At 39.3% G+C, this 24,214-nt stretch carries 14 protein-coding genes; 5 read left to right on the top strand and 9 right to left on the bottom strand.

Annotated features, from left to right (window positions below; genetic code table 11):
* The first annotated feature begins 2 nt into the window (after nt 1-2).
* From RM549_RS03085 to RM549_RS03065, 5 genes are all read left to right on the top strand, one after another.
* Nucleotides 3-3,080 carry an exodeoxyribonuclease V subunit gamma gene (locus RM549_RS03085; RefSeq protein ID WP_311680915.1) on the top strand — a complete coding sequence of 1,026 codons (3,078 nt, stop codon included), beginning with the start codon at nt 3-5 and terminating at the stop codon, nt 3,078-3,080.
* Nucleotides 3,081-3,091: 11 nt separating this feature from the next.
* Nucleotides 3,092-6,400, top strand: coding sequence for a UvrD-helicase domain-containing protein (locus RM549_RS03080; protein ID WP_311680900.1), 3,309 nt, complete (start codon nt 3,092-3,094; stop codon nt 6,398-6,400).
* A 12-nt stretch (nt 6,401-6,412) separates the two neighbouring features.
* Nucleotides 6,413-6,631, top strand: coding sequence for a hypothetical protein (locus RM549_RS03075; RefSeq protein ID WP_311680896.1), 219 nt, complete (start codon nt 6,413-6,415; stop codon nt 6,629-6,631).
* A gap of 87 nt (nt 6,632-6,718) precedes the next feature.
* On the top strand, nt 6,719-8,371 hold the full coding sequence (locus RM549_RS03070) for an AAA family ATPase (protein WP_311680892.1): 1,653 nt from the start codon (nt 6,719-6,721) through the stop codon (nt 8,369-8,371).
* Between the two features lie 239 nt (nt 8,372-8,610).
* Nucleotides 8,611-9,534, top strand: a complete 924-nt coding sequence (locus tag RM549_RS03065) for an HNH endonuclease domain-containing protein (RefSeq protein WP_311680890.1) — start codon at nt 8,611-8,613, stop codon at nt 9,532-9,534.
* Here the strand turns inward: RM549_RS03065 and RM549_RS03060 are convergent.
* The 9 genes from RM549_RS03060 to RM549_RS03020 form a co-directional block, all read right to left on the bottom strand.
* Nucleotides 9,526-9,924 carry a DndE family protein gene (locus RM549_RS03060; protein WP_311680888.1) on the bottom strand — a complete coding sequence of 133 codons (399 nt, stop codon included), beginning with the start codon at nt 9,922-9,924 and terminating at the stop codon, nt 9,526-9,528. The two genes, RM549_RS03065 and RM549_RS03060, sit on opposite strands and share 9 nt — an antisense overlap.
* Entirely contained in the window at nt 9,905-12,004 is a 2,100-nt protein-coding gene (locus RM549_RS03055; protein WP_311680883.1) for an AAA family ATPase, read from the bottom strand. The genes RM549_RS03060 and RM549_RS03055 overlap by 20 nt, the downstream gene beginning before the upstream one ends.
* Nucleotides 12,001-13,365 carry a DNA phosphorothioation system sulfurtransferase DndC gene (gene dndC, locus RM549_RS03050; RefSeq protein WP_311680880.1) on the bottom strand — a complete coding sequence of 455 codons (1,365 nt, stop codon included), beginning with the start codon at nt 13,363-13,365 and terminating at the stop codon, nt 12,001-12,003. The genes RM549_RS03055 and dndC overlap by 4 nt, the downstream gene beginning before the upstream one ends.
* A gap of 511 nt (nt 13,366-13,876) precedes the next feature.
* Nucleotides 13,877-14,374, bottom strand: a complete 498-nt coding sequence (locus RM549_RS03045) for a hypothetical protein (RefSeq protein ID WP_311680878.1) — start codon at nt 14,372-14,374, stop codon at nt 13,877-13,879.
* 1 nt (nt 14,375) lies between these two features.
* Nucleotides 14,376-16,532, bottom strand: a complete 2,157-nt coding sequence (locus tag RM549_RS03040; protein WP_311680876.1) for an AAA family ATPase — start codon at nt 16,530-16,532, stop codon at nt 14,376-14,378.
* A gap of 2 nt (nt 16,533-16,534) precedes the next feature.
* A complete protein-coding gene (locus tag RM549_RS03035) occupies nt 16,535-16,777 on the bottom strand; it encodes a hypothetical protein (protein ID WP_311680874.1) in 243 nt (80 codons plus the stop codon).
* Nucleotides 16,778-16,783: 6 nt separating this feature from the next.
* Nucleotides 16,784-19,039, bottom strand: a complete 2,256-nt coding sequence (locus RM549_RS03030) for a DEAD/DEAH box helicase family protein (RefSeq protein ID WP_311680872.1) — start codon at nt 19,037-19,039, stop codon at nt 16,784-16,786.
* Between the two features lie 550 nt (nt 19,040-19,589).
* Nucleotides 19,590-22,166 carry a DUF262 domain-containing protein gene (locus RM549_RS03025; protein ID WP_311680870.1) on the bottom strand — a complete coding sequence of 859 codons (2,577 nt, stop codon included), beginning with the start codon at nt 22,164-22,166 and terminating at the stop codon, nt 19,590-19,592.
* 6 nt (nt 22,167-22,172) lie between these two features.
* Nucleotides 22,173-24,044: a DUF262 domain-containing protein gene (locus tag RM549_RS03020; protein WP_311680868.1), complete on the bottom strand. Its 1,872-nt coding sequence runs from the start codon at nt 24,042-24,044 to the stop codon at nt 22,173-22,175.
* Nucleotides 24,045-24,214: the final 170 nt, after the last annotated feature.

Here is a 24,214-nt window from a genome sequence, read left to right as displayed (position 1 = left end):
CCATGGAAACCAACCAGACCGAAATACAGAACCTCAGGAGATACAGCGCCGCTCACAAAACCGAACTGGCAGCTGAACTGGCGCAGCATATTAAAATGAACTTTTCCGGGGCAGCGCTTGTTTTCAAGCCGGTTCAGATCATTACTCCCAATAAGGCGCAGCACAACTGGCTCAAAGAACAGCTGGCACAGGAAAGCGGATTTATTTCAAACCTGAAGCAACACAGCCTGAATTCCTTTTTCAGGGAGCTGATCGCAGAACTGGATCCGGAACGCAAGGACAGCTCCGGCAAAGAAGAACTGATCTGGAAGCTGTTCTCCGAAATGGGAAAGCAGAATTTCCGGAGCAAGTTCATTAAGATAAAAGAGTACTGCGGAGACGATGAGATCAAACGGCTCGCCCTGGCGCAACAGGTGGCCAACTTGTTTGAAAAGTATCAGGAGTATGATCCTCAGCAGGACTGGAAGAAGCAGCAGCATCCCGATCTGGAATGGCAGGCCTGGCTGTACAAAAAGACCGGATACGAAGATCAACTCCTGTCCGCATCGGACCTCAGGGAGCTGATAAATGAGCATCTGGACAGGCTCCTGGAATTTCATTCCCTGTACCTTTTCGGCGATCTGCAGATAAGCCCATTGCACTTGGAGTACCTGCAGGTGCTGGCAGAGAGGGAGGAATTTCCCATGTATGTTTACAGCACACATTCCGCAATAGCACGGAAGGTGAATCCACTGGCACAAAGCTGGGGTGAGTATCTCGTTCACCGGAACAGGCAGCTGGAAGTGCTGAAGGCTACTGCAGAGGATATTTCTGCCACTACATATGTGCCCGGAAACAAGATGCAACACCTGCAGCGCGACATTCTCAGAGATAGCGTCTCAGAGACACTGCCGCAGGATGATTCCATCCTCATCTATAACTCTTTCACCAGGGTAAGGGAGGTGGAGGCACTGTACAACTACCTGGTGAGGCAGGTAAGCAATAACAAGGAACTTGGCGCCAGGGATATCATGGTGTGCATGCCTTCGCTGGACCCCTATGTTTCGGCGATAAGAACCGTCTTTGATTCGGCACCTTATAAGTTCCCCTATACCCTCGTAAGCCGCGGCTACGGAAGGGAGGAGAGCTTCTGGACAGCCCTGGAGCAGCTGCTTTCTTTTAAGCGGGAGGATCTCACTGCTCCGGGAGTTTTCAACCTGCTGGAGATGCAGCCTGTGCAGAACAGCTTTGGCTTCAGCGATCTGGAGCTGCTCCGGAAGGCCTTCATAGATGCCAATATCCGAAGGGAACACGAGGGCGACGAAACCCTGGAAACGCATTATGCTTCTTTCCGCAACGGCCTCTCGCGACTCATTTACGGGTTCTGCCTTGGGCACACAGAGCCGGTGGATATCTGCGGAAAGAAGATCTATCCGGTGGACATTGCCGAAGGCCAGCAGGCTCAGGATCTCTTCAGCCTGCATGAGATGGTGGAAATGCTGAACGATTTCCTGGAGCTGAAAGAGAAGAAAAAGAGCGCGAAGGAGTGGCATCTGGAGCTAATGAAGCTTTCTGAAGCTTTCCTTCGGCCTGAGGACTGGCAGCAAAGGCAGTTCCAGGAGCTTATGGAGAGAATGGGAGGCATACAGGCTTCGGAAGAGAAGATCGGGTTCAGAACATTCTTTTTCCGCTTGAAGGATCAGCTGCACAACAAGGACCTGCAACAGATCAAGGGGAGGGGAGGCATTGTTTTCTGCGGACTCTACCCAGGAATGAGCATACCTAAGAAGCTGGTCGCTTTTCTCGGACTCAACTTCGGCGAATTTCCGCGGAAGTCTCAGGAGCTCAGCTTTGACCTGCTGCAGAAGGAGTCGAAACCGAACAGCCGCAGGGAAGACCGGGGCGCCTTCCTGGAGACCTTCCTGAATGCGGAGCGGCAGGTACTGCTAAGTTATATCGGCCAGAATGTGAAGGACAATTCAGTGATCCCGCCCTCGGCGCTTATCAGCGAACTGCAGGACTACGCAGAAAAGGCAGGGGCCGAGATCAGGGAAGTGAAACATCCGTTGCATGCGTTCAACTCGAAGTATTTTGATCCTGCGGAAAAAGAACTATATACTTACCAGATACGTGCCAAGGATAAACTGAAGATCAACGAGGTGAACAGAGAGCCAGATATCCCGGAAGAGATTCCTTTATGTGTTCTGGAAAACTTCCTGAAGGATCCTTTCAAACACTACTATAATAAGGTGCTCGAGATCTATTATGAGGATCCGGAAAACCTGCCGGAATGGGAGCTTTTTGGTCTGGACAATTTGCAGGAATGGAGCCTCAAGAATTCCCTCCTTCAAAAGAGCCTGGCAGGAGAAGAGTTGGATCTGGAAGAAATAAGAAGGGAAATGATCCTGAAGGGACAGTTGCCGCTAAAGAGCGTAGGAGAGCAGGAACTGGAAAAGGTAAATACCAGGATAGATGCTCTCTGGAAAGAACTGGAGAAACACACAAACGGCAGGACCCTGACCATGGAAGAGATAGACCTAAAATTCACCCTGAAAAACAACAGGAGCATTAAATTGAACGGACACCTGAGCACTTTAGGAGAGGATGCTGTCTACTTGTTCGTTTCAAAGGCCGAAAAGAAGAAGTACGAATTGTCAGCCTACCTTCATTACCTGGTACTGAAAGCCTCTGGAAGAACCGGAGCTCTGCATTATCTATGTCTCGACGACAATAATGAGCCTTTCCACCACAAGATAGAGGTGCCAAAGACGATCGAAGAGGCAACAAAGGAAATAGAAGAATTCCTGGAACTATATGTCGAAAATCACGAGCGTATTATCCCCTTTTATCCGGAACTGAATCTAAAAGTGGAAGAGGTAGCTGCCTGCGATGATACAGCCGAAAGCGATAAGATCGAGAAACTGCGAAATCTTATCGACAGTAAGTTTGAACCCTTCAGTAATTTCTATCCGTCAGATTATTTCCTGCGGGAATACCAGCAGGGGTTTTTTCTGGGAGATCAGGGAATGTCCAGCCTTCTGGAATTTCAGGACCTGTATACCAGGATAGGAGGAGAAATAGAAACCGCGTTTAACAGATAAAGAGATCAGAGATGCCCAATTTTAATCTAAACACCGTGGAGCTGGAAGGCTCAAATTTAGTTGAAGCCAGTGCAGGTACGGGTAAAACCTATTCTATAGGTTTACTCGTGCTGAGACTCATTCTTGAGAAGGATGTAAAAATTGAAAAGATCCTGATGGTTACCTTTACCAATGCGGCAGTGGCGGAACTGGCGGCACGAATAAGAAGGTTTCTTAAGGAAGCAGTAAAGGCAGTCAAATTCGGCGAATGTGACGAGAAACCTGTGGAGCGGCTCATTGCAGGCCAATCCAATAAAAAAGTGGCACTGGAGAGACTGGAGGCAGCAATAAAACAGCTGGATGAAGCTGCTATTCAGACCATCCACAGCTTCTGTCAGGAATCCCTGAATACTTTTGCCCTGCATGCTGCACAGCCTTTTGGCCTCGAATTAAAAACAAACATTCAGGAAATAGCCAATAACCAGATAAAGGAATTCTGGAGAAGGGAGGTCACTCCGCTTCCAAAAGAGCTGCTTTCGGAGATCAAAGCAATATCCTTTGCAAACCTGGAATCGGCCGTAAAGGAATCTATTGGAGGTAAAGTATATTCCGTAAGCGAAACGGAAGAGCCATCGATCGAAAACTATTTTAAGCAGTTCAAGGCATTCAGGGAAAATTATGAAAGGGATCTTGAGAATATTCATGATAAGATTCAGAATTCTGATCTCACTGATAACCGTAAAGCACATGTCCTAGACAAAGTAAGTAACTTTTCAGGCTACTGTGAATTTCTTCTCGAAACTACGCAGTACAAGGAGAGATTTGTCAATAATTATCTTAGTGCTGAAAAAGTGCAGGCTCAGGAACTTCTTTCCCAGAAAGAACAATGCTGTCACTGGTTCTTTTCAAAGTGTATCCGGGAAGTTCAGGAGAAGGTAAAGCAATATCTGCAGGAAAATCACCTGCTCACCTATGACGAGATCATCAAGCGGATGCATACGGCTATAATGAAGGAGGAAAATAAATCTTTCAAAGCAGCTCTCAGAGACAAATTTGATGCTGTCTTTATCGATGAATTCCAGGATACCGACAGGCTGCAGTACGAGATATACCATAGGCTTTTCGGAAAAGGAAAGACCATTTTTTTTATTGGCGATCCCAAACAGTCGATCTATGCGTGGCGTAAGGCTGACCTCAATACCTATTTCAGAGCCAAAGAAGATATTGACCGCCACTTCGAAATGAATGTAAATTTCAGGTCTTCAGAAGCCTATGTAGAAGCAGTTTCTCAATTTTATGACAGAGGGCAAGATCCCTTTAAAACGAAAAAGAGTGATCTGGATATAAATTATCTGCCAGTTACTGCCAATGATACCACGTCTTCCGGGCTCACACATCCGGAAAGGAAAATGAAACCTTTACAGATGTTCGACGGGGGTACTAAAGGAAAAATAAAGTCTCTGGTCACAAGGCTGGTTCATGATATCCTGTTCGGAGGCTATAAGCTGAATGGTAAAGATGTTGTGAAGTCTGATATCGGAATACTTGTCCGTTCTAACAAGGAGGCGCAGGAGGTAAAAGGCTTACTCGCTAATGAGGGTATACACGCCATTACTATAGATGATTCCTCGATCTATAAAGATTCAGAGGAAGCAAAGTCGCTCCGTTATATCATGGAAGCCGTACTGAATATCACTGAAAAGAATATCAGTAAAGCCCTGCTGAATTCATTTACCGGTTACTCTTATAAGAAGGTTTCCGCAATAAAGAAAGAAGAGTTGCTGGATACATTCAGGGGATACAGGGAAATCTGGAAAGAATCCGGGATCTATTCCATGATCCGGAAATACATGGAAGATCTTGATGTCATGCGGCACCTGATGAAGAGGAGGGACCAGAACGGATTAAGGATCCTGAGCAATCTCACCCAGCTCCTGGAACTGCTGCAAGAAGCGGAGTACCGGCAGGAATTAAAGCCGATGGCACTTTACGATTACCTGGGGAAACAAATTGCAGGAAGTTTAGAAGAGGGAGATGAATTTGAGCAAAGAATGGAGAGTGACGAAGCAGCAGTCAAGATACTGACGGTGCATAAAGCTAAAGGGCTGCAATATCCCATAGTAGTAGCGCCTTTTCTGGACCTGACAAATTATGAGAGCTACGATATTTGCTCTTACCGGGAACCCGGAGCAGACGGTGAGTACAAGTTTTACTGCAAGCCGTTCAGGAGTGAGGAGCAGAAAAAAATGTTTAAAGACCAGCTAGATCAGGAGAATTGCCGACTGCTTTATGTTGCGTTGACCAGGGCAAAATACAACTGTTTCCTTTTTAAAACTTCAGGTGAAAGAGTTCGCACGACTTGTCTCAGCCCCTATGCCACTAATTTTGACAGTCTTCCCTCTCTCGATCGACCCATTCCGGAAGAAGAAGGGGAAAAGAAAAGCGAAGGAACACCGCTTCCTCCTTTTTGGGGAGAGGGTGAGGTCCTGGAAAAATTCTCTCTTCCCGACCAACACCACGGCAAGCTCAGCTTCAGTGCCCTGAGCGCCCACGGGTCTCATGTGTCCAGGAGTAACTCCGGAGAGCCTCAGGACGACTACGACAAGTTCATCTTTAAGGAGATCCCAGGCGGGAAGACCATGGGAAGCATGCTGCATTACCTCTTTGAGAACATCGATTTTGAAGGTGACAGGGAGCATATACTTGCAGAAGTGGATAAGCTGCTGGATAAATACTACCCGCACAAGAAGGAAGCCCTTCGGGAAAAGCTGGTGGAAATGGTGGAGCATGTGCTGGAGGCCGAGATCCAGATAGAGGAGACGCGTATTCCGTTGAGGGAGCTTGATCCCAACAGGAAACTGAACGAGATGGAATTCGATTATAATACTTCCGGACTTGACCTGGAGAAGCTCAAGAATTTTGATGCCGGGGAAGGTATTGAAATCAACTGCAATATGGCCATAAGCACACAACAGGGTCTGCTCAACGGACTCATTGACCTCTTCTTTGAATACCAGAACAAATATTATATTCTTGACTGGAAGTCAAATTACCTGGGGGATGATCTCAGCTATTACGAAGGGGAAGACAACATGCGAGAGGCGATGAATTCCGGCAACTATCACCTGCAGTACTTTATCTATTCCCTGGCTGCAAAAAAGCATTTGGAGCAGAGAATATCCGGCTTTGATTATGATAATCAATTTGGTGGAGTGATCTATGTGTATTTGCGAGGTGCCCGTAAGGGAAAAGCATCAGGAATTTACACGAACAAGCCGAGCCTTGAACAAATAGCTCGAATGGAACAGTTGTTTAATAAAGAGGAATTGCAATTGGCATAAAATATACAGGTGATGAGTAAAAAACAAATGGGAGCCTTTGAGTTCTTTGACCATGCACTGGCACATGACTTTGGAGTGCCCGTAGAAGTTTACATAGAGACCATAGAAAACGCTCCTGAGTTCAGGGCGGAGACCATTCTCAGCGGAATCATTAATGATGATCCTAAAAAACGAGAACAGGCCAGACGCTGTTTTCACATGCTCAAACCTCCAATCCACAAAATGAATTAATTCACGCGGCCTAACATCTCACGTCTCAAGTCTAACGTCCAACGTCCAACGTCTAACGTCTAACATCTAAAGTCTACCGTCTAACCTATGATCTACCCACCCAAATTCCCCACCCATAACGACAACAACGGCGAAAGAAAGGTTTTTGAAGCCTTACAGAAGCTGGATCCCCACAATTTTGACATTTTCTGGAGCCGGGGCTTTACCGGAAGGGCCACCGGGGAAGACAAGCATTATGAAATAGATTTCCTGGTGTTTGATCTGCGGGAAGAGCGACTGGATCATATTTACGTTATTGAAGTAAAGGGCGGAAAGGTGCAGTATAAGGCAGATGAGAATGCCTGGTACCAGAATTCCCGGGAGATGGCTCCGGCACCCGATCATCAGGTGATGGGTTATGTATCTAATCTTCTAAAAAGATATAAAGAAGTTATTGAACATAAAGTGCCGGTTACTTGGTTGCTTTGGTTTCCTGATGGGATATTGGACAAAGATAATCTGCCAACCCAATGTGAAATCTGGAATGTACTGGACCAGGAAGATCTGGATGATCCCCGGACAGCTCTTAACATGGCAGCAGAGGCCGTGGAGAATGAATACAGTCACTTTAAACGGATCTCTATAGACGACTACAAAACCACACTTCAAAAGGATCTGCTGCAGAGCCTGGAGGTTTCTGAAAACTTCAGAACGCTGCTGGAAAACATGGAGATAAACATAGACAAAACAGAAGAGAGTCAGAAAGCCTTTTTCAACGGACTCTGGAGCTATTCGCGTCTGGCAGTTGAGGGTGGCGCCGGCAGTGGTAAAACTGTATTGGCGAAATGTGCTGCTGAGGTCCTGGAAAATAAAGGAAAAAAAGTGCTTTTCCTGTGCTATAACACTTATTTGTGCTCCGAGGTAAGGGCAGATCTTAATTCCGGAATTAAAACCGATAATATCCACAACCTGATGAGGAAATTTGCAGATGACCGGGAACCGCGTTGGTTTGAAGCTCAGGAGAAAGACAGGGATTTTTGGGATAAAGGCCTGCCTGAAAAATTTAAGGAGCTGCTTAAGGATAAGCCACTACGGGAAGAAGAAAAATTCGATGTGATCCTGGTGGACGAAGCACAGGATTTTGAGGTGGGCTGGCTCAATATGCTGCTCAAGTATCTAAATCCGGATTCTCAGTTTTTCCTGTTCTATGACCAACGGCAGAATATCTTCGAGCGGAATTTCATGCTGCCCCAGGGACAGAGCTGGCATTCTCATCTTCTGAATTGTAACTACAGGAATACCAAAAAGATCAATGACTTTATAAACACAACCGTGGGTACAGATGCTGTTTCTTACGGAGTCGATGAAGGGGAGGAGGTAAGAGTTAAAGAATATGCTCCCGGGGAAATGGCAGGGGCTCTAAAACGATGTTTACTGGAAGTGCACAATGTGGGAAAAGTACCAAAAGAGCAGATCATGGTCCTTACAGACGGTTCTACTAATGACTGGAACCTGACGATCCACAGGAACGGCTTCGAATACGAGATTCTGGATCCTGTAAAGGCAAGGGAAAAGGAAAAAGTATATTATTCCTCTATCCGCCGCTTTAAAGGTTGTGAAGCCCCTGTAGTTATCCTGCTTCTCAAACAGCCTTTTGAGGAGATTAAAAATGGAAAGACCAAAAATAAAAACAGGCTTTACACCCAGCTTAGTCGGGCGAAGAGTTTGTTGTATGTTTTGGAGCCGGAAGTAAAAGAGTGAACGTGATTACTAAAAAGTGAAAAGAGGAAGAACACCTTCTGTTTCCAATTACCTTTAAAGAAAAGTTCATTGATTTGTCGTACAATAAAATTTAATCTCTATGTCACCTAATACGCTTTTACAGATTTTCCAGAATACCACTAATAGTTACAAATATTACTGGTGGTATTCTTTATTAATTCTTTTTAAAAAAAAATCAAAACCAGGAAAGCTTTTCCTTTAAGGAAACGGCTATTCAGATGGTTGTGTTAGTGTGGTACCCTATTAACTATTTTAAAATTTCATTCGGAAAACAAGATCAGCTTGGAAAGTTAGTAAAGAAATTGAAGGCTATATATTCAATTCCAGACGATATTTCCGAAGATCAACTACGAGATTTTTTGGAAGACCGAGCAAGTGAAAAGGAATTGTCACGAATTTTGAATGCCCTAACAAGATATGTGCCCTACAGATTTATAAGACCGTGGTTTCTCGAACTTGTAGGAGTAATAGATGGAGCAATAAATAGGAGAATATTAGAATTGCAGGAGTCGAGAATGAATAGGCCGCCGTACCAAATAAAGGATGAATTAATTTCTTTTAACAGTGACTGGTTGAACTGGATACGTTCAAATTTAATGCTAATAGAGAAATTTACGCTATTCGAACTATTCCGTTACGTTGAAAAAAATAATCCTAATACCCCGAACATTTCTTTAAAACTTTTCAAACCTCAGCAAAGAAAACTAACTCAGGCAACAAACCTTTGGAAGGGATTCGTAGATAGAAATCGGACCGTTAGAACCGTCTTCGAGAAAAAGCCAGTCATCAAATTAGATGTTGTTAGTATTGACCATTATATTCCCTGGAGCTATTTAACTCATGATCAGCTTTGGAATTTACATCCCACAGAGAAAATTAGTAATAGTTCAAAGGGAAATAAATTGCCTCATTCTTCCTACTCCTCAGAATTCTGCTTGTTACAGTATCAATTTGTAAGATATTTGATTTCTGAGGAAAAAGAGAAGTATCTTTTAGATTACAACAATTTTCTATTTATATCTACAAGAGATCTGGCCATTATACCTAGAGAGCTTTTTCAACAGAAGTTAAGGGAAAAAATGGAAATCCATCTCGACACAGCTCAAACTATGGGATTTAGCCCTAACTGGTTTTTAGACTAATTCTTTTACTCCTTCTTCCATTTTTTCTACGAGAAAATCAAATCCATCTATATTTCTTCTTATAGATAACTCTTTATACAAAATTTCTAGTCCGTCATCTATATGCAATTTGATGTACTTAGGGATATCCTTATCTGAGATATATAGCCCATAATGTAAAGCAACTAAAGCACTATAGTAGTCACTATTTTTTCCGAATAGTACAGATTTTGAATATTCTTTTCCACTAGAATTTTGAATATCTTTCAAATCGAGCCTTCTTTCTTGTTTTAAAGAATAGGATAACGCAATTCTAGCAATGGCATTTTCCGCTCCCAGATTTAACTGTCTCGTTAGTTTAGAAACAATCTCTCTATTTTCTTTGCTTGTTCTAATGTGCGTAAACATCATCTTCAATTTTGAATTCGTCGAATAATTTATGAACAGGACAATTTTTCACTACAGATCCACCCGTTACGTTTTTAATCAAATAGGTTTTGTTGATGTTTGGCTTGAGGAGTTGGAACTCTTTATAAGACAGCTCCTTTTCCAAGAGAGGGAACAAAACAACCTGTTCAGAAACTCTTGGATAGAATTCTTCAATAATCCTTACGGAGTGTTCAACATCAAATTTCTGCAAAGGACTATCAATAAAAACCGGAAATTTTATGCCGGATTCATCTACAAGAGCTTTAAGTAGGGCAGTCGCATATAACTGCTGCTCACCTTTAGACAATTCGTCCTTATCAATTATATTGCCATTACTATCTAACAATTCTACATCCATTATATCTTCAAGAATTTGCACTCTTACAGAGGCTATAAATTCTTTTTTATGCATAAGTTGTTTTAGGTTTCTTTGGATTGCATGTTGAAGAGAATACTTTTTTTCTTCCTTTATCCTCCCCATGAGAAGGTTTATTTTCTCTAGCAGTTGTTTGGTGAGATCGTATTTTTTCAAATCTGTCTCTCCTATCTTAAAATTTTTCTCGTATTCAGAAAGAATCCTTTTATGGCTGCTACTATTGCTATTTAGTACACCGAGAGCGAGAGTTAATTCATTCTTCTTTTGAGAAAGACTACTGATTTCTTTTTCAATTTCCTCTTTTTCCCTTCTGAATTGTTTAGCTAATTGATTGTTTTGTCTAGCTTCTCCTTGTTTTATTTTATTGCTAGTCCTATTAAGAAGTGCTTTTGTGGTGCGTTCATTCTTAACAATCGAATTGAAATGCGACACAAAGGATGATCTAATATTGTCGTAGAGAGCTTTAAAACCTCGATATTGCTCGTCAGAAAAATCCAGCATCGTATCTCTCTTTTCAACCGACTTGTTTTTTTTGTATCTGGAGTTCAAGGTTTCACCAACAGTACCAATGATTTCTTTTTGTAAATGATCATCTTTTATGATGCTACTAAGTTTTTCGGAAAGTATTTTAGAAAAATTCGAAAGCTCGGCTTCTAGTTCTTCTTTGTATTGTTCTTGTTTTGAAGAATCGTGTTCATACGATAATTGCTCATACAGTAAGGTGGTTTTTTTTCCTGCAATCACGAAAGGAGCAACGTCTAAAAGTTTTTTTAATTCATCTTTACTTTTTTTAAGCTCTAACTGTAGGTCATTCTTACGAGTTTTTAGATTTTTTAATTCGTCTAGCGTAATGGAATTCCCTTCCCGAATTAGACTTTCTTGAAGTGTATCGCTCCTTAATTGAAGATTATTTATTCGGAGAGCAATGCTTTCTTGTTCACTTTTATTATGCTCGACAAGCTTTTGAAGCTCCCTGTCCTTCTCAATTAAATCTTGTAATTCTGATTTTTGATATGTCGTTGCCCCTTTTCGCCTCAATTTAGCCAGCAACGTCTCCAGGTTGAGCTTTAATTCTTCATATTTCTTAATTCCCAGAACCTCTGAATAGGCTCTACTGAGGCTTCGTAGTTCAGACCTAGATCTGGCTTCGGCAAGAGAAACTATTTTTTCTGCGTCAAAAAAGAAAAATTTTGCTATTTCACGGGGTAAAATGAAATCATTTATAAATACCTCGTAGCCGACGTCTTTTGTAAGTTCGTTTTCGTCTCCATCTATTAAAATAAGAAGGCTTTCATCGTTTGTTTTTAAATCAAAAGAACGTTTGATGGTGACAGTCTTGCAAGGAATTGAAGGAATCATTAAATCTGAAAGCTCAACTTCAACGGAGAAAACCGAATCTTCACTCAATCCCTCCTCGAATTTCTTTCGAGCATTTCTATTAAACAAGGATTTAAGATAGTTGTCGTATCCTCCTTTGTTTTTGATGTCTTTTTTGAACTTTTCCTCTACCTGCACCATTAGCTTTCCGTAAAAAGCATAAATTAATGAGGATAAAAAAGAAGTTTTACCAAAACCATTTTTTCCTGCGATCAGACTGATGTTCTTTTCACTGTTGTTAGAAAACAAAACATTATTCTCTCCTTGGTATATTCTGTAATTATGTAGCCTTATCTTTTCTATTTTCATCCCTGTCTTTCTGTTACAAAAGTTTCTATTCTGTTCTCTAGGTCATTGTGAAGGCCATATTTTGATATCATCAAGGTTTTGCTTTCCTGAAGGGTGAGTAAGTTATCTATAAGATGATAATAATCCGTATTATCATCACATATCTCTTTTAATATGCGCCGTTCAGTCAGGTCGAGTGACTTCATGTTATTAGTTACAATGTCTTTATCGTAAACCTTTTTGTATATTTCACCGACATTGTAATCAAAAATCATGTCTCTGTTCCAGATGACTTGGATAGCAATAAGTTCTTGATTTGTTATGAGGCTAATATGTGGTTTTTGAATTTGAACTTCTTTTTGAATTTGAAGAAGTTCTTTTAGAATTCTGGCACGATAATGAGATTCATAATTACCTTGTTTATGACCGTCTGGATCGACGGCTGGAGCACCATTTCTTCTGGTGGCAGACCTGTTTTCACTAAGATTTCTATTGGCAACTAGATCATTCCTGAAATTAAGTAATGGCATCATCCAGTGCTGTCCTTTATCGACTAAAGCAGACATAGATTTATCTTCTTTAACAACCGTGCATGTCCAGCAACCGAATCTGCTTTGACCACAGGAGGAATGCTCCTTATTAGTTACAACAGTCGGACATTCATAATCATCTGCGCTGGCATCGCTATAAATTTGAAAGAGAATTGAATTATCAAAACCCCATGGAGAGGGAACAGTATTAATTATATACCATATCTCTTCCAGTTGTAGGTCCTTAATAGGCGGATATACGTAGGTGTTTGGAGTGTTATTATGTTTAGATAACCTCTTTCCTTGGACTTCATGTTTTCGCATAGAACGCTCTCTGGTGGAACTTTCTTCATAACGAGTACCCAGAAGAACGATAGCCTCTCCCTTTTCATCGATTTGCTCTAATAAAAAATTGGAAGTCGGACGGATTTTTAGTTTATCCGTACACCATCTAAAAGTGTTATTTGGTACTGGGTACCCTTTACCAATGACATTTATAAAAAATGTTTCTTCTAATTTGGGAACAGTTTTCTTGACAATGATAGGCAGATTTTGGTCTCTTGCGGCAGTTTCTATTTTTCCGAGAACATCCTCTACATAACTAGCGATTATAGGATTTTCTACCATTGTATCGTTACAAACAACATAGACAGGTCTTCTTAACTGGTATGGGTACGGCATTTGCTCTCTGATTCTCTGGAGCGCAATCCAAACTAAGGTGAGGAGCACGGTGGAATCTTTACCACCACTAAAACCTATGATCCAAGGTCGTTCAGAGGTATCGGCGAAGGCATACTGGTCAATTAATTCCTCAATTATTTCCTCTGCTTTTTTGCTTCTAATCTTTGTCATTTTCCTTAGGATTGTATGGTATAAAAATATGAAATTTCTAGGTGTGACTTGGAATAAATCCAAATTTTTATTAACCGGGTAGGCCGCTGTTTTGGTTATTATCTTCTCTAAAGCTATTGAAGGCGAGTAAATGAAATTGCTCAGGCTCCCGTATTTTAATGTACCCCCGTGGGTAGGATTTCTATTGAAAGTTTACCAATTATAATCAGCAAGTGAAATTGTACACCTTTTTGGGGGTAAAGGAAAAACCTCAAAACCAACTACCTTCTCTTATTCTCTACAATTAAAACAAAATGTCCACTGGCATCGGAGGAAGTTTAACATTACTTTACCAACAGTTAACGTGATAAGATAACCGAATTTAGAAAAGTTATATACGCTATGAAGAGTCTGGGGCATGGTGTTTAAGTAGTTGCGAACAAAAAAGGATCAAACTTTAAGTGGTAAAGAGTGATCCTTTTTATTTTTTTCAAAAAAAACTGAATTGTAAAAATTTCGGGAGGTTAAAAAGCTACTCTTTCTGAGCTAATCGTTGATGAATTTCGTCGAAGAAATGTTCAATATTGTTTAGGTAGGTCTTGGAGACAGGATCATCGCCCTCTCGTTTCTCTAAGATGTATTTAGCTCCACCCTCTGCAAATTTGGATATATTGTTTAAAATTTCTCTTATTCCATTCTGACTGGTAAGATCCTTTTCAATATCGTTAATTTTAGTTTCATTTAGTCCTATCATTAGCATTGTATATGCCACGTCTTCAGCTCCATCTCGCAAAAAGGTTCCTATTGAAAAGGTGTCGGTATGTTCCCATTTCTCGGGAATCTCAGTTCTTTCATAAAAATATCCCGTAAAAAAAGCCCAGGAAAATGCATGAATATGTTTTCCGAATACCTTAGTGTCGTCCAGGTTTACCTTACCCTGCACTCTTGTTATCAATGGTATTAATTCCCTTAAATTTTTTCCGTAATGTAATTTTTTGTCTTCAACTAATTTTAGAAATGTATCTTCCATTTTAAATTTCTTCTTTAATTACTGTTCTTGACTCAGATTTTGGTTTTGGATTATTTGGACCTACAGGATTAGAATTTCTATCCACCTGCTCAATCCAGTACCATTTTCCACCCTTTGATTTGCAGAGATTAATTAATTCGGTTTTTCTTGCAGAATCATTTTTAATAGGTTCTAAGTAATCCTTCGAAAAAAGGATGACCTGATCAAAATTTTCACCTAAATTATTGGTAAAATACCTAACGTTTACCCATTCCAGGGAGGAGGTAGGTGCATCTGCGATTAAGGGTAAGGATCTGCCAAGTTTTTTACTACTAATTTTTAGAAGTGCATTTATTATTGAAAATCTAATTAGAGTATCCTGCGATTCATTATCTGAGCCCAGCTCTAGTTCTCCGGTACTTCTATCCAATCTTAGAATTTCGCCATTATTGATTTCAATGATGACTGAAGGATTATGATAATAACTGGTAAATAAATAATTGCTTGTCTCTGTTATTTCTTTTTCTAATCCTGTTTTAGCCTCTTCTTCTAAGTCATGCATTATATCCTTTAATAATTCGTAGTAGTAGATATTCTTATTGGCACTCTTTAATTCCGTACTTCCATTGTCGAATTCTTTTATATCCTTCGAAACTTCCTCCAGCTTTTGCGAATCTTGTTGAAGAAGCTTTTCAATTCTTCCTTTATTTAATCTTAAACTATCTAATTCTTTTTTCTTATCCTTTTCCCTTCGCCGGTACAATTCATAATTGCTGCCGGAAGAGTCCGTAGTGCTTTTTTTTCCATTTGTGATTTCATCAAGTTTAGTCTCTTGATCTTCTAGTTGACCCATAAGAACCTTTCTTCTTTTCAAGAAACTATTTATTTTTTTATTATGGTTCTTAATATCCACTTCGATTTCCACATAATTTTCGGAAGTCCTGCGCTTTATTCTTTTAAATTCATCGAAATTTTTACGAAGCCATTTCGCTTTCTGGCCCTCCTTATATACATCTAAGCGTTTTAGAAGAGCAAAATAAGCTTGGTCTGAGGTGTCTGGAACATCTCTTTCGCAGATATGGCATTTCATATCGTCAATCATCTCTTGAACCATTTCGGGTCCAGGTATATGAAGAGGAATTTTGCTTTCATCAATATCATTTAATTCACTTTGGAATAACTGGATATGAGATTGGAATTTCTCATACTCTTTCTGAGCACCAATAATAGACCATTTTTTTATTAGGTTGTTTACCTTTGAAATCTCTAAAGTTTCGATTTCACTATTAATGGAAGAAATCTGATTTTTAATATTTTTTATTTCACCATTAATTTCCACGTAATCCTTTACATTGTTCAGATAATCTTCAATATCAATTAACTGTCTTTCTTTAGTGTCTATGTCTTCTTCAATGTCCTCGAGCTGGGAACTATAAATAGGAACTTTTTCCTGTAATTTTTTCTGAAGTAATAATTTATCTCTTTGTTCCCTGCTCAAATCATCCTGAGAGCTCCTTATAGTATTAAGCTCTTTTGTTTTCTTACTATGAGCTTTTTTAACTCGGTCAAGCATTTTACCATAAAAGGGATAATGAGAAATTTTATCTAAAATTTCATTAAAGCCACTTCCTTTCCTCGTCAGATCAATATCAGAAGAAAAGCCTTCGCCTTGAAACCACATTAACTTCCTAACTGCTCTAGGAAAAAGGGTTTCAATAATGTCATCTTTACGATAGCTACTAAGGAGGACATGTTCACCCGTATTAGGGTGTATGTACTTTATTTCTAATTCATCTCTGTTAGTCAATATTGTTCCACTGCTCGACCTAAGATGATGTCTTTTTTTTGAAAAATACCACTGTGTGTTAATTTCTGGATTCTCTTCAATGTGGGGTGCTTCTAAAATGAGCTCTACGGAGGTAACAATATTGTCTTGTTTATATTCTTCCTCGTTATTCTTATTAGTGTACCACACGGGATAGAGCGTTTTATTGTCTGCTTCTACCCAATCCGGTTTTTCATAAATTTGATTGTACAATACCCAATAAATACTGTTCAAAAGCTGAGATTTTCCAGTACCATTTCCAGCGTTCACAATATTAAGTCCGTTATTGAAACTAAATTCAATGGGTTTTAAGAAACAGGTGAAATTTTCGATTTTAATGCTTAATAATTTCATTTTTAAAAACTTTTAGAGCTTCTGTCAATTGTATTAATCAAGGCGTTAGCATCCGTGTTGATTTTGGAATTAGTCTCCTCAGTGATATTTTGCCTTCTAATATCTCTGATTTGCTCAATAAGTGTTTCGAGAGCTAAATCTAAAATTTCAATATCTAGATCTTGATTATTTATTTTTGAGCTATATTTCTCTTCTGATAATTTTTCAGAAAATTCGTTGCGGATATCGTCGTAAATTGTTGCCATTTCTTTTTATTTCAAATAATCATTTAGGTTAATGCCGTAATGGTCTGCGATTGATAATAATTTTCTGTCAGATAGAATTTCATCTAAATTTTGTGAGTCTAGAGCAAATTCAATTAATCTACGCACTTCCCCTTCTATTAATCCTTTTTCACAATTAAATTCCCGTTCCTTACTAGTGAAATCGATAACAGGTATTACTATCATGTCGTAGATCAAAGCATTTTCTTTTTCCTTGTGCAGCCGTAAAACACGACCCCGTCTTTGTACATATTGCCTAGGATTTCCAGTACTGGAACAGAAAATTGCAATTTCTGTCCTGGGAATATCGACTCCCTCATCTAGGCACTTCATAGCAAATAAGGAATCTGTTTTACCGGTTTCAAAATCCTTGAGAATTGATTGCCTATCCCTCGTTTGCCCCGTAAAGTGTCGAATAGGAATTTCATTTTTATATCTCTCATTTACAGTTAAAGTATAATCAGAAATGATATTTAAATCCTGTTGATCTAAATTATCCCAGTCAAGATCATTTTCTGAATAATCTATTTCCTTACCCTCTGGAACATATACGAATGAATATTTAAAATTCTTAGGTCCTATTTCGTCGATAATTTCTAATAATGCAAATTTTTTATTTCTTGCTTTTTTAATTATATCCTTTCGTAATTTTAAGATCTTTTCAACTTCGATAGACATCATTAATTTCCCTTTTCCATCAATATGTCTTGCCAGTTGCCTTGTATATTCTTTATACTCATTCAACTCATCTTTTTCCAATTCTACAAACTTAATCCTGTATGTGTAAGGACACAAAAAAGGTTCTGGTTTGGCATTAATAGCCTCAGAAATACTGAAGCTATAGGTGAAATCCGGATTGTTGTCCTCTATCTTTATATTAAAAAAGGTATATACTTGTTGTTCTCCATAATCATCAAAATATCTTGATGGTGTAGCCGAAAGACCAATTCTTTTCTTAACAGGTTCCAAGGAATCGATTATCCGAAGAAAGCCTTTTGAGCCCATGTTATGCGCTTCATCTGCAATTAGAGTAAGAGAATCTTTGTGTGAAAAACGTTTAAAAGCTTCCTGGAATTTCTGCCCTTTAAAGGTTGCATAGGTTAAAAGAATGCAGCTATTTTCATCTGGCTCATCATACTCTATTTCCTGATAAAAATATTTTGATCGCACACTGATAATTTCCTGAAAATTAAATTTCACCTTAATTTCTTTCTCCCATTGCTCAACTAAGGCTCTAGTGGGTACTAAAACGATGAATTTATACTTTCCTGTCCTTCTATAGCCTTCCAGAATACAATTTAATGCTGTTACTGTTTTTCCTGTCCCAGTTGCCATGGCAAAAATTCCTGTGGAATTATTTTTTTTCCAATTCTCAAATGCTTTTTTCTGGTATTCCCTTGGTCCTTGAGGAAAAGGAAATCTAGGTTCACTTTCTATTTTATTAATCATCAACTGAAATTTTTGAGCTTGTTTTGTTTTCAGGGTTCTAATCTTTTGAGAATATTCTTCATTGGTAGAGCATTCAATCGCATCAAACAGTAGATCTTTTAAATCTTTCTCATTACCTATGTCGTCTATTACCCTTTCTAACTGGGTAATATTTAGGTATTTATAGGATGTGTGCTTTTTCGAAAATACTTTATCAAAATGTTCCACTTGTTTTGAAATTCGACTTTTACTTACTCCTCCATTCCAAGGAACTTCTACCTGAAAACTTTCACCGTTTTTGGCTACCCCTGCAGGAGTAAAATTCATGCTTCCTTGTGTGAGAATAGTTTCTCTTCCGTCAAAGAATAACATTTTTTTATGGTGGTTCATGCTTTGTTTCCCAAATAAAACGGGTTGTAATCTTAACCTGCCCTGTTTCTTCAAAAATTTGAGACAATCAAAAAAAAGCTGTCCACGAGCATCTAATGTTTTCTGTAACTTTTTCAAATTGCCTACAATTTCTTCTGCCTTGGAATAATCTTTGTATTCATCAGGCTCTTCTACCAGATTGTCATAATCTGTCGCCGAATAAAAGTGATTAGTTACAATGCGAATTTCGCCACCTTTATATATAAATTCCGCAAAGGACTCAGAAAGAAGGCTGAAGGTAAATGAATTAAAATAACCTAAGAATAAATCGATTCTTTTAGAGCGGGGAAAGACCTCACTGTAGAATTCAAAAGGAATATGGCTATCTTCAGAATCTGAAGAATATTCAAAGGTGGTGGGGAATTTTATATTACGATAATATTCCATAAAGTATTGGTTAGTAAGGATTTTTTTAAAAATGAAGAAATTCTTCTTTGTAGGGTAAAAGAAAAAAATTCGATTTTCAGGTGTTTTCAAACATAGCTCTTTTCCTACACAAAAAACAATTTTTTGTTAATCTGGTAATGTTAAAAATCATAGTTAGCGGATTCGAATCTTTCGACTAGTTTTTCTAATCCAATCCGTCACTTCCCGCCTGCTGCACCTTAGCACATTTCACCTTCACTAATGTCATTGTACCTTTCAGCACAGTCATATTCTAGCACCTACAGATGCTTTTTGTGAGGCCGAGCATTTTTTCATGGATGATACACAGGCTTTGTGACTTTGATGATCAGAGCCCCTAGATCGCTTCTTCGGATCGACCAAATAATCGGAAAAGAACTTCTGTAAATAATTCTTATTGATGGAGCACTTATAGTCATTCTGCCAGTAAAAAAGGTCATTCTTGTCCCTTTCGCAGATCCTGACCATCCCTCATCATGAGTTGCTGCCCGTCGTCTATAAAAGCAATATCATTGTCCTTCAGCAGCTGCTTCTATGCCTCTTCTAAGTATTCATAACTCTTCAATTTAGTTTTCTTAAGTACACCCAAAATCTCTATTAATTTAGAGTCTAGAGCCTCATCCGTATCCTGACCTTCAGTTTTGTTGACATTCAGGATAAATCCTTCATCGTTATCAGCTTCAAAATTTAGGTGCTTTAGAACATCAGCTATCTGCTGTTCAATCCTATGCTGACTTGACTCATCGACATTCAGGAATCTTACCTGGTAATTCCCGTTGTCGTATCTTATATCCAGATGATAGGATTCATTTCTCTTCCATCCTTTAAAATAACAGCACGGCTTTTCTTGTTGATCCTTAACAGGATGGTATCCTATTTCCTTGAAAGGCTCAGGATCATGAGAAAAGTTATGCTGCAGGAACTTGGTTCTCAGCTCGCTGTGATACCCGCTAGCCGTTGGATTAATTAACAAGCGTACATTGTCATCATTGTTCTTTTTTATCATCCGCTTCTTGCAGGCCCGTATGGTCTCCGGCTCCTTTATGAAATAATATTTCCAGTCCTTTATCTTGTAATTTTTTACCAGGGCTTTTAAATCATTTTCAAAATCTTCAATACTCAAATCCTTTAGTAGGGAATTAAAAATTTGGAAGTAGTTTTTGGCATGTTCACTCTTAAATAACCAACGCCATCCTTCTTCCTTCGAACGTAAATCAGTAGGGTTGTTTGAGAAAATTTCTAGCTTGTTACCATTTTTGCCCTTAAATTCAAAGCCTCTGGTCATTAACGCTCTTTGTAACAGCCATTCACTGTTTCCGGAAAATTGCGGATCGAACAAGGCTGATAATTTCGAGCTAAAGGATGCAAATTCTTCCTTGTTAAATATATCTCCCTGCTCCACTCTATTGGTCGCCATATCTATGGCGAAACCTATTTGGCCATGAAAGTAATCGTGGTTTTCAAGAGATCTGAACATCTGGTACAGTCCCGGATCATCTTTATACAAGGATACCTTCTTCACTTCCTCTGAGATCTGTCTTGGAAACACTCCCAGATTAGTTCCTTGCTCCAACAGGGTTTTCTCAACATTCCTGCCGTTAGCCACTAAAATATTGACATGTTTTACCGCTGTTTCAAACTCATCCTTACCCTGGATATAAGCTTGATTATATATCAGGTTTTGCAAGACCCTGCACCATTGCCTGAACAATCTTATGTCAAAGTCTTCTTTATAGGCACCCAGGTAGCTGGTGAGAGCATAATTAAATGTCCTGTCATAGTAGCCTGTATTTCCTGAATCGCTTTTTAAATTATGTTTGAGAAAATCATATCCAAACTCGGGCACCCCGTTTTTTTTAAAGCTGATCTCATCTGCCACCTTTTGTGCCTTGTTCAGGAACCCGGCATCTGAGAGGGTTTCCAGGTTCTCGAAAACATATTTAAGGCTGGCCGGTGAAATGAGTTTAAGTTTTTGCAATGCCTTGAAGTCAAAACGTTCAAAGTTGCTATCTCTTTTGTCTCCTATTAAAGCTGAAAAGTACTTAGAGCAAAACTGGTCATCAGAGTTTTTGTTGCTTATTCTGTGTAACAGTAAATGGTACAAAAAGAAGTAGTGGAACGAATTCTCAATATTAAAGCTATCGGTTCCTTTTTCCTTCCAGAACAAATCATGCCACCTCTTATCCAGGTTTTGTGCTATTTCGTAGTACTCCCTTTCCGTAAGATCCGGATCATGCTTTCTTTTGGCGAGATCCTGAAGATAACCGAGCAGATCATTCTTGAAGATTTCAAAATCGGTTAGTTGTTTACCCCGGTCATTCATTTTTATATAAATATCATCCTCTACATCAATGTCCGACAATGATAAAAAGCTGAAATGAATGGCAGGTTTACCTTCACCTTTAACAAGATGATCTATCCATTTTTCCAGCTCCTGATTTCGTTCCTCACCTGGAAAGGCACTCAATTTTTCCTTCAGTTGGGTTCGTATCTCATCAAGACTAACCATCATTCCTTTCACCGTCGGGTCCTGTAACCAGGCCTTATAAAACCACTTGGATTTTTCTATACAATTGGAATAGCTGGAATCTTTGTCCATGTCAATATTCTCGATCAGGCCGTTGATAAATGAAGTACTGCTCTTCCTGGTTTTATAGGTGAAGTTGTGCATCCACTTCGGTAATTCCAGGGCAGACTGGTGATAGAGGACATAATGTAACAGCCACAAGGTGGTAAGTCGTTGTTGTCCGTCCAGGGGCATGAGTTTTGTTTTACTGTTATCCAGAACCTTTCTGTCCACCTCCGGAATTGCTCCTGACAAACCAACCTTGGCTTGTAAGGTATAGGCTTTGGCAAATGCCAAAATACTCTCCACATGATTGTAGTTGTTTTCCTGGACATTCTGGGTGGACTGGGATTCAATTCTTCCATAAATGAAGTCCAGATGAAGCTGACTGTTTTCCGGATTTTCTATTGCCTTTAGCAGGGCACCAACAAAGTCTTTTCTTATGCGGTTTACCTTCGGGTTTTTTCTGCCCTGAGCATAATCGCGTTGAATGACAGGAATTTCGATAATGTGTTCGGTGAGTAGTTTTTGAAGATTATGCATTTGGCTCTATTTGTTTTCAGGTAAGAAGTTTTTCATCATTTCGGCAATATTTTTTTTGTAATCCATGGCATCCCGGTAGCTCCAGAAATCCAGTTGTAAACTGTCCTCACTATGGAACTTTGTAAATACCTGTAAAGTGGAAATAGGTATAAAACTTCCCTCTTTTGAATCTGAATTAAAAAAGTTAAGTATTTGTTCTCGTTTTGACTTGAAGGAATTATTGCCAAGACTACTGTTCTCTGCAGATCGCAGGAGTGCAAGATTTCCTATTCCGTGCAGCTCAAATCTATCTGTGATGTTTTCTTCCACAAAATTGTTGAACCTCAATAGATAATCCCGTTGCTCTTTTTCAGTTACCGCTTCTGGCATGGAATTAATCAGTTGGTCAAGCTCTGCCCGTACATCACCAAACTGACTGTCGGAGTCGGTATCCTCATTTTTGATCAACGATCCCATCTCTTCTAAATAGATCGCAACATTGTCAAAACTTAAATCCTTCGGGTTCTGAGGTTGGATATGCTCCACACTCCATTTACCGCTGTAGAACTGGTCAAAGTCTAGCCGATAATCGGGCATGATGCGCTCATAAGTCAGGATATTGAGCAGTACCAGCAAATTGCGGACTTCCGGGAGGTCGTGATATGAAATAGAATCCAATGAATAGATGCTAATTTCTACTTTGTCCCTTGTTTGCGTTGCCCGAAATAGTTCCTTCAATTGCTCCTCCAGGTTTTTCTTAAAAGTATCCTTATCTACTACATTCTGATACCTTTCATGGATGTGTCTAAGGGTCCTCCAGTCCTTAATGTTCTGACGCATAAGAAAACCTATCCGGTGGTAGGTTTTTATGTCATCAAACCACTCCCTAAGGGTGAAAAATAAATCCGTTACAGTATTCCAGTTTAATTTTGCTTTGGCATTTGCATCTGAATACCTTCGATAACATTCATACACATTCTTGTGATCAATAGTATCAGTAAGAACTTCAAAGAGGTAACCTATACGACTGTCCTCGTAGTTACGGCTGGTATTCCCGATGATGAAACTCCAGAATTTTGACTCATGTAATTGCTGCTCTATATCATCCCATTCACTCGCAAGCTTGTTTTGTTCAAACTCAATCTGGGCGGGAAGTTGATCTGCTTTTTCCAGTTTTAGAATAAAAAGGGCCTTTATTAAATCTGAAGCAGACAGCCGAATCTTACCTGAATTGAGGTTTTTAAAAAGTTTATTGGCCGTTTCATCAGTAGGATCCTGGTACCAGATGACCTTTACCTTTTCCTTCAGTTTGTCCAGAAACTGGTCTTTATCAATTTCTGGTCTGTCAAAATAACTTCGGATAATCAGTGCAGCCTGAAAAAAATGATAATTATCTACATTGTCATAGTTCTCTTGGTTTTCTTCATCATTCCTGGAGTCTTCTATGTACTTCTTCCATTTTTGATTTAAAGAATTTTCAATTTCTCTTTTAAATTGATCCTTTCTGTATTCAAATTTATAATCCAGGAAAGGATGAATGTCCCTAAGGAACAACTCACTTTCCGTCCTTGTTCTGTAATATATGTCAAAGAGGTTCTTTCCACCACATATTTTGAGTATAATGTAAATGGTTGTCAGGCGTTGCTGGCCGTCAACCAGTTCATATTCATCAGGAACATCAGGGTCGGCTTTTACAGCTACTGGTTGTAAACAATAGGAGTCCAGATTTCCATGTGAATTAAAACTGTTAATGTCTTCCAGCAAATCGAGCACCTGATTAAAGTCCCATTTATATCCCCGTTGATAATCCTCTACTAAAAAAGTTTTACCTGCCAGTTCTTTTATCGGCTTTTGTTTGAAGTGAGTGTTATCTGATAAAACTTCTTTCTGGTGTCCCATTTAATTTATTTGTTTTTTATTGGATTCTTTCGTCTGCAACCCTTGCTTGGTTGTGAATGATATACAGCTAGATGGATTCAACAAGGGGTCATTCTCAAGGAAATCTTACCGGAAAATACTTTTTCCAGAGTATCTTTAATTTATGGTTTCTTGTCGGTAAACCAGGCAAC

The organism is Autumnicola patrickiae (assembly GCF_031846525.1).
GTDB lineage: Bacteria > Bacteroidota > Bacteroidia > Flavobacteriales > Flavobacteriaceae > Autumnicola > Autumnicola patrickiae.
This window is presented reverse-complemented; position numbering and strand designations above follow the sequence as displayed.

Coding starts and splice junctions, on each gene's coding strand:
- RM549_RS03085 (WP_311680915.1), top strand. CDS start 3: ATGGAAACCAACCAGACCGAAATACAGAACCTCAGGAGATACAGCGCC.
- RM549_RS03080 (WP_311680900.1), top strand. CDS start 3,092: ATGCCCAATTTTAATCTAAACACCGTGGAGCTGGAAGGCTCAAATTTA.
- RM549_RS03075 (WP_311680896.1), top strand. CDS start 6,413: ATGAGTAAAAAACAAATGGGAGCCTTTGAGTTCTTTGACCATGCACTG.
- RM549_RS03070 (WP_311680892.1), top strand. CDS start 6,719: ATGATCTACCCACCCAAATTCCCCACCCATAACGACAACAACGGCGAA.
- RM549_RS03065 (WP_311680890.1), top strand. CDS start 8,611: ATGGTTGTGTTAGTGTGGTACCCTATTAACTATTTTAAAATTTCATTC.
- RM549_RS03060 (WP_311680888.1), bottom strand. CDS start 9,924: ATGATGTTTACGCACATTAGAACAAGCAAAGAAAATAGAGAGATTGTT.
- RM549_RS03055 (WP_311680883.1), bottom strand. CDS start 12,004: ATGAAAATAGAAAAGATAAGGCTACATAATTACAGAATATACCAAGGA.
- dndC (WP_311680880.1), bottom strand. CDS start 13,365: ATGACAAAGATTAGAAGCAAAAAAGCAGAGGAAATAATTGAGGAATTA.
- RM549_RS03045 (WP_311680878.1), bottom strand. CDS start 14,374: ATGGAAGATACATTTCTAAAATTAGTTGAAGACAAAAAATTACATTAC.
- RM549_RS03040 (WP_311680876.1), bottom strand. CDS start 16,532: ATGAAATTATTAAGCATTAAAATCGAAAATTTCACCTGTTTCTTAAAA.
- RM549_RS03035 (WP_311680874.1), bottom strand. CDS start 16,777: ATGGCAACAATTTACGACGATATCCGCAACGAATTTTCTGAAAAATTA.
- RM549_RS03030 (WP_311680872.1), bottom strand. CDS start 19,039: ATGGAATATTATCGTAATATAAAATTCCCCACCACCTTTGAATATTCT.
- RM549_RS03025 (WP_311680870.1), bottom strand. CDS start 22,166: ATGCATAATCTTCAAAAACTACTCACCGAACACATTATCGAAATTCCT.
- RM549_RS03020 (WP_311680868.1), bottom strand. CDS start 24,044: ATGGGACACCAGAAAGAAGTTTTATCAGATAACACTCACTTCAAACAA.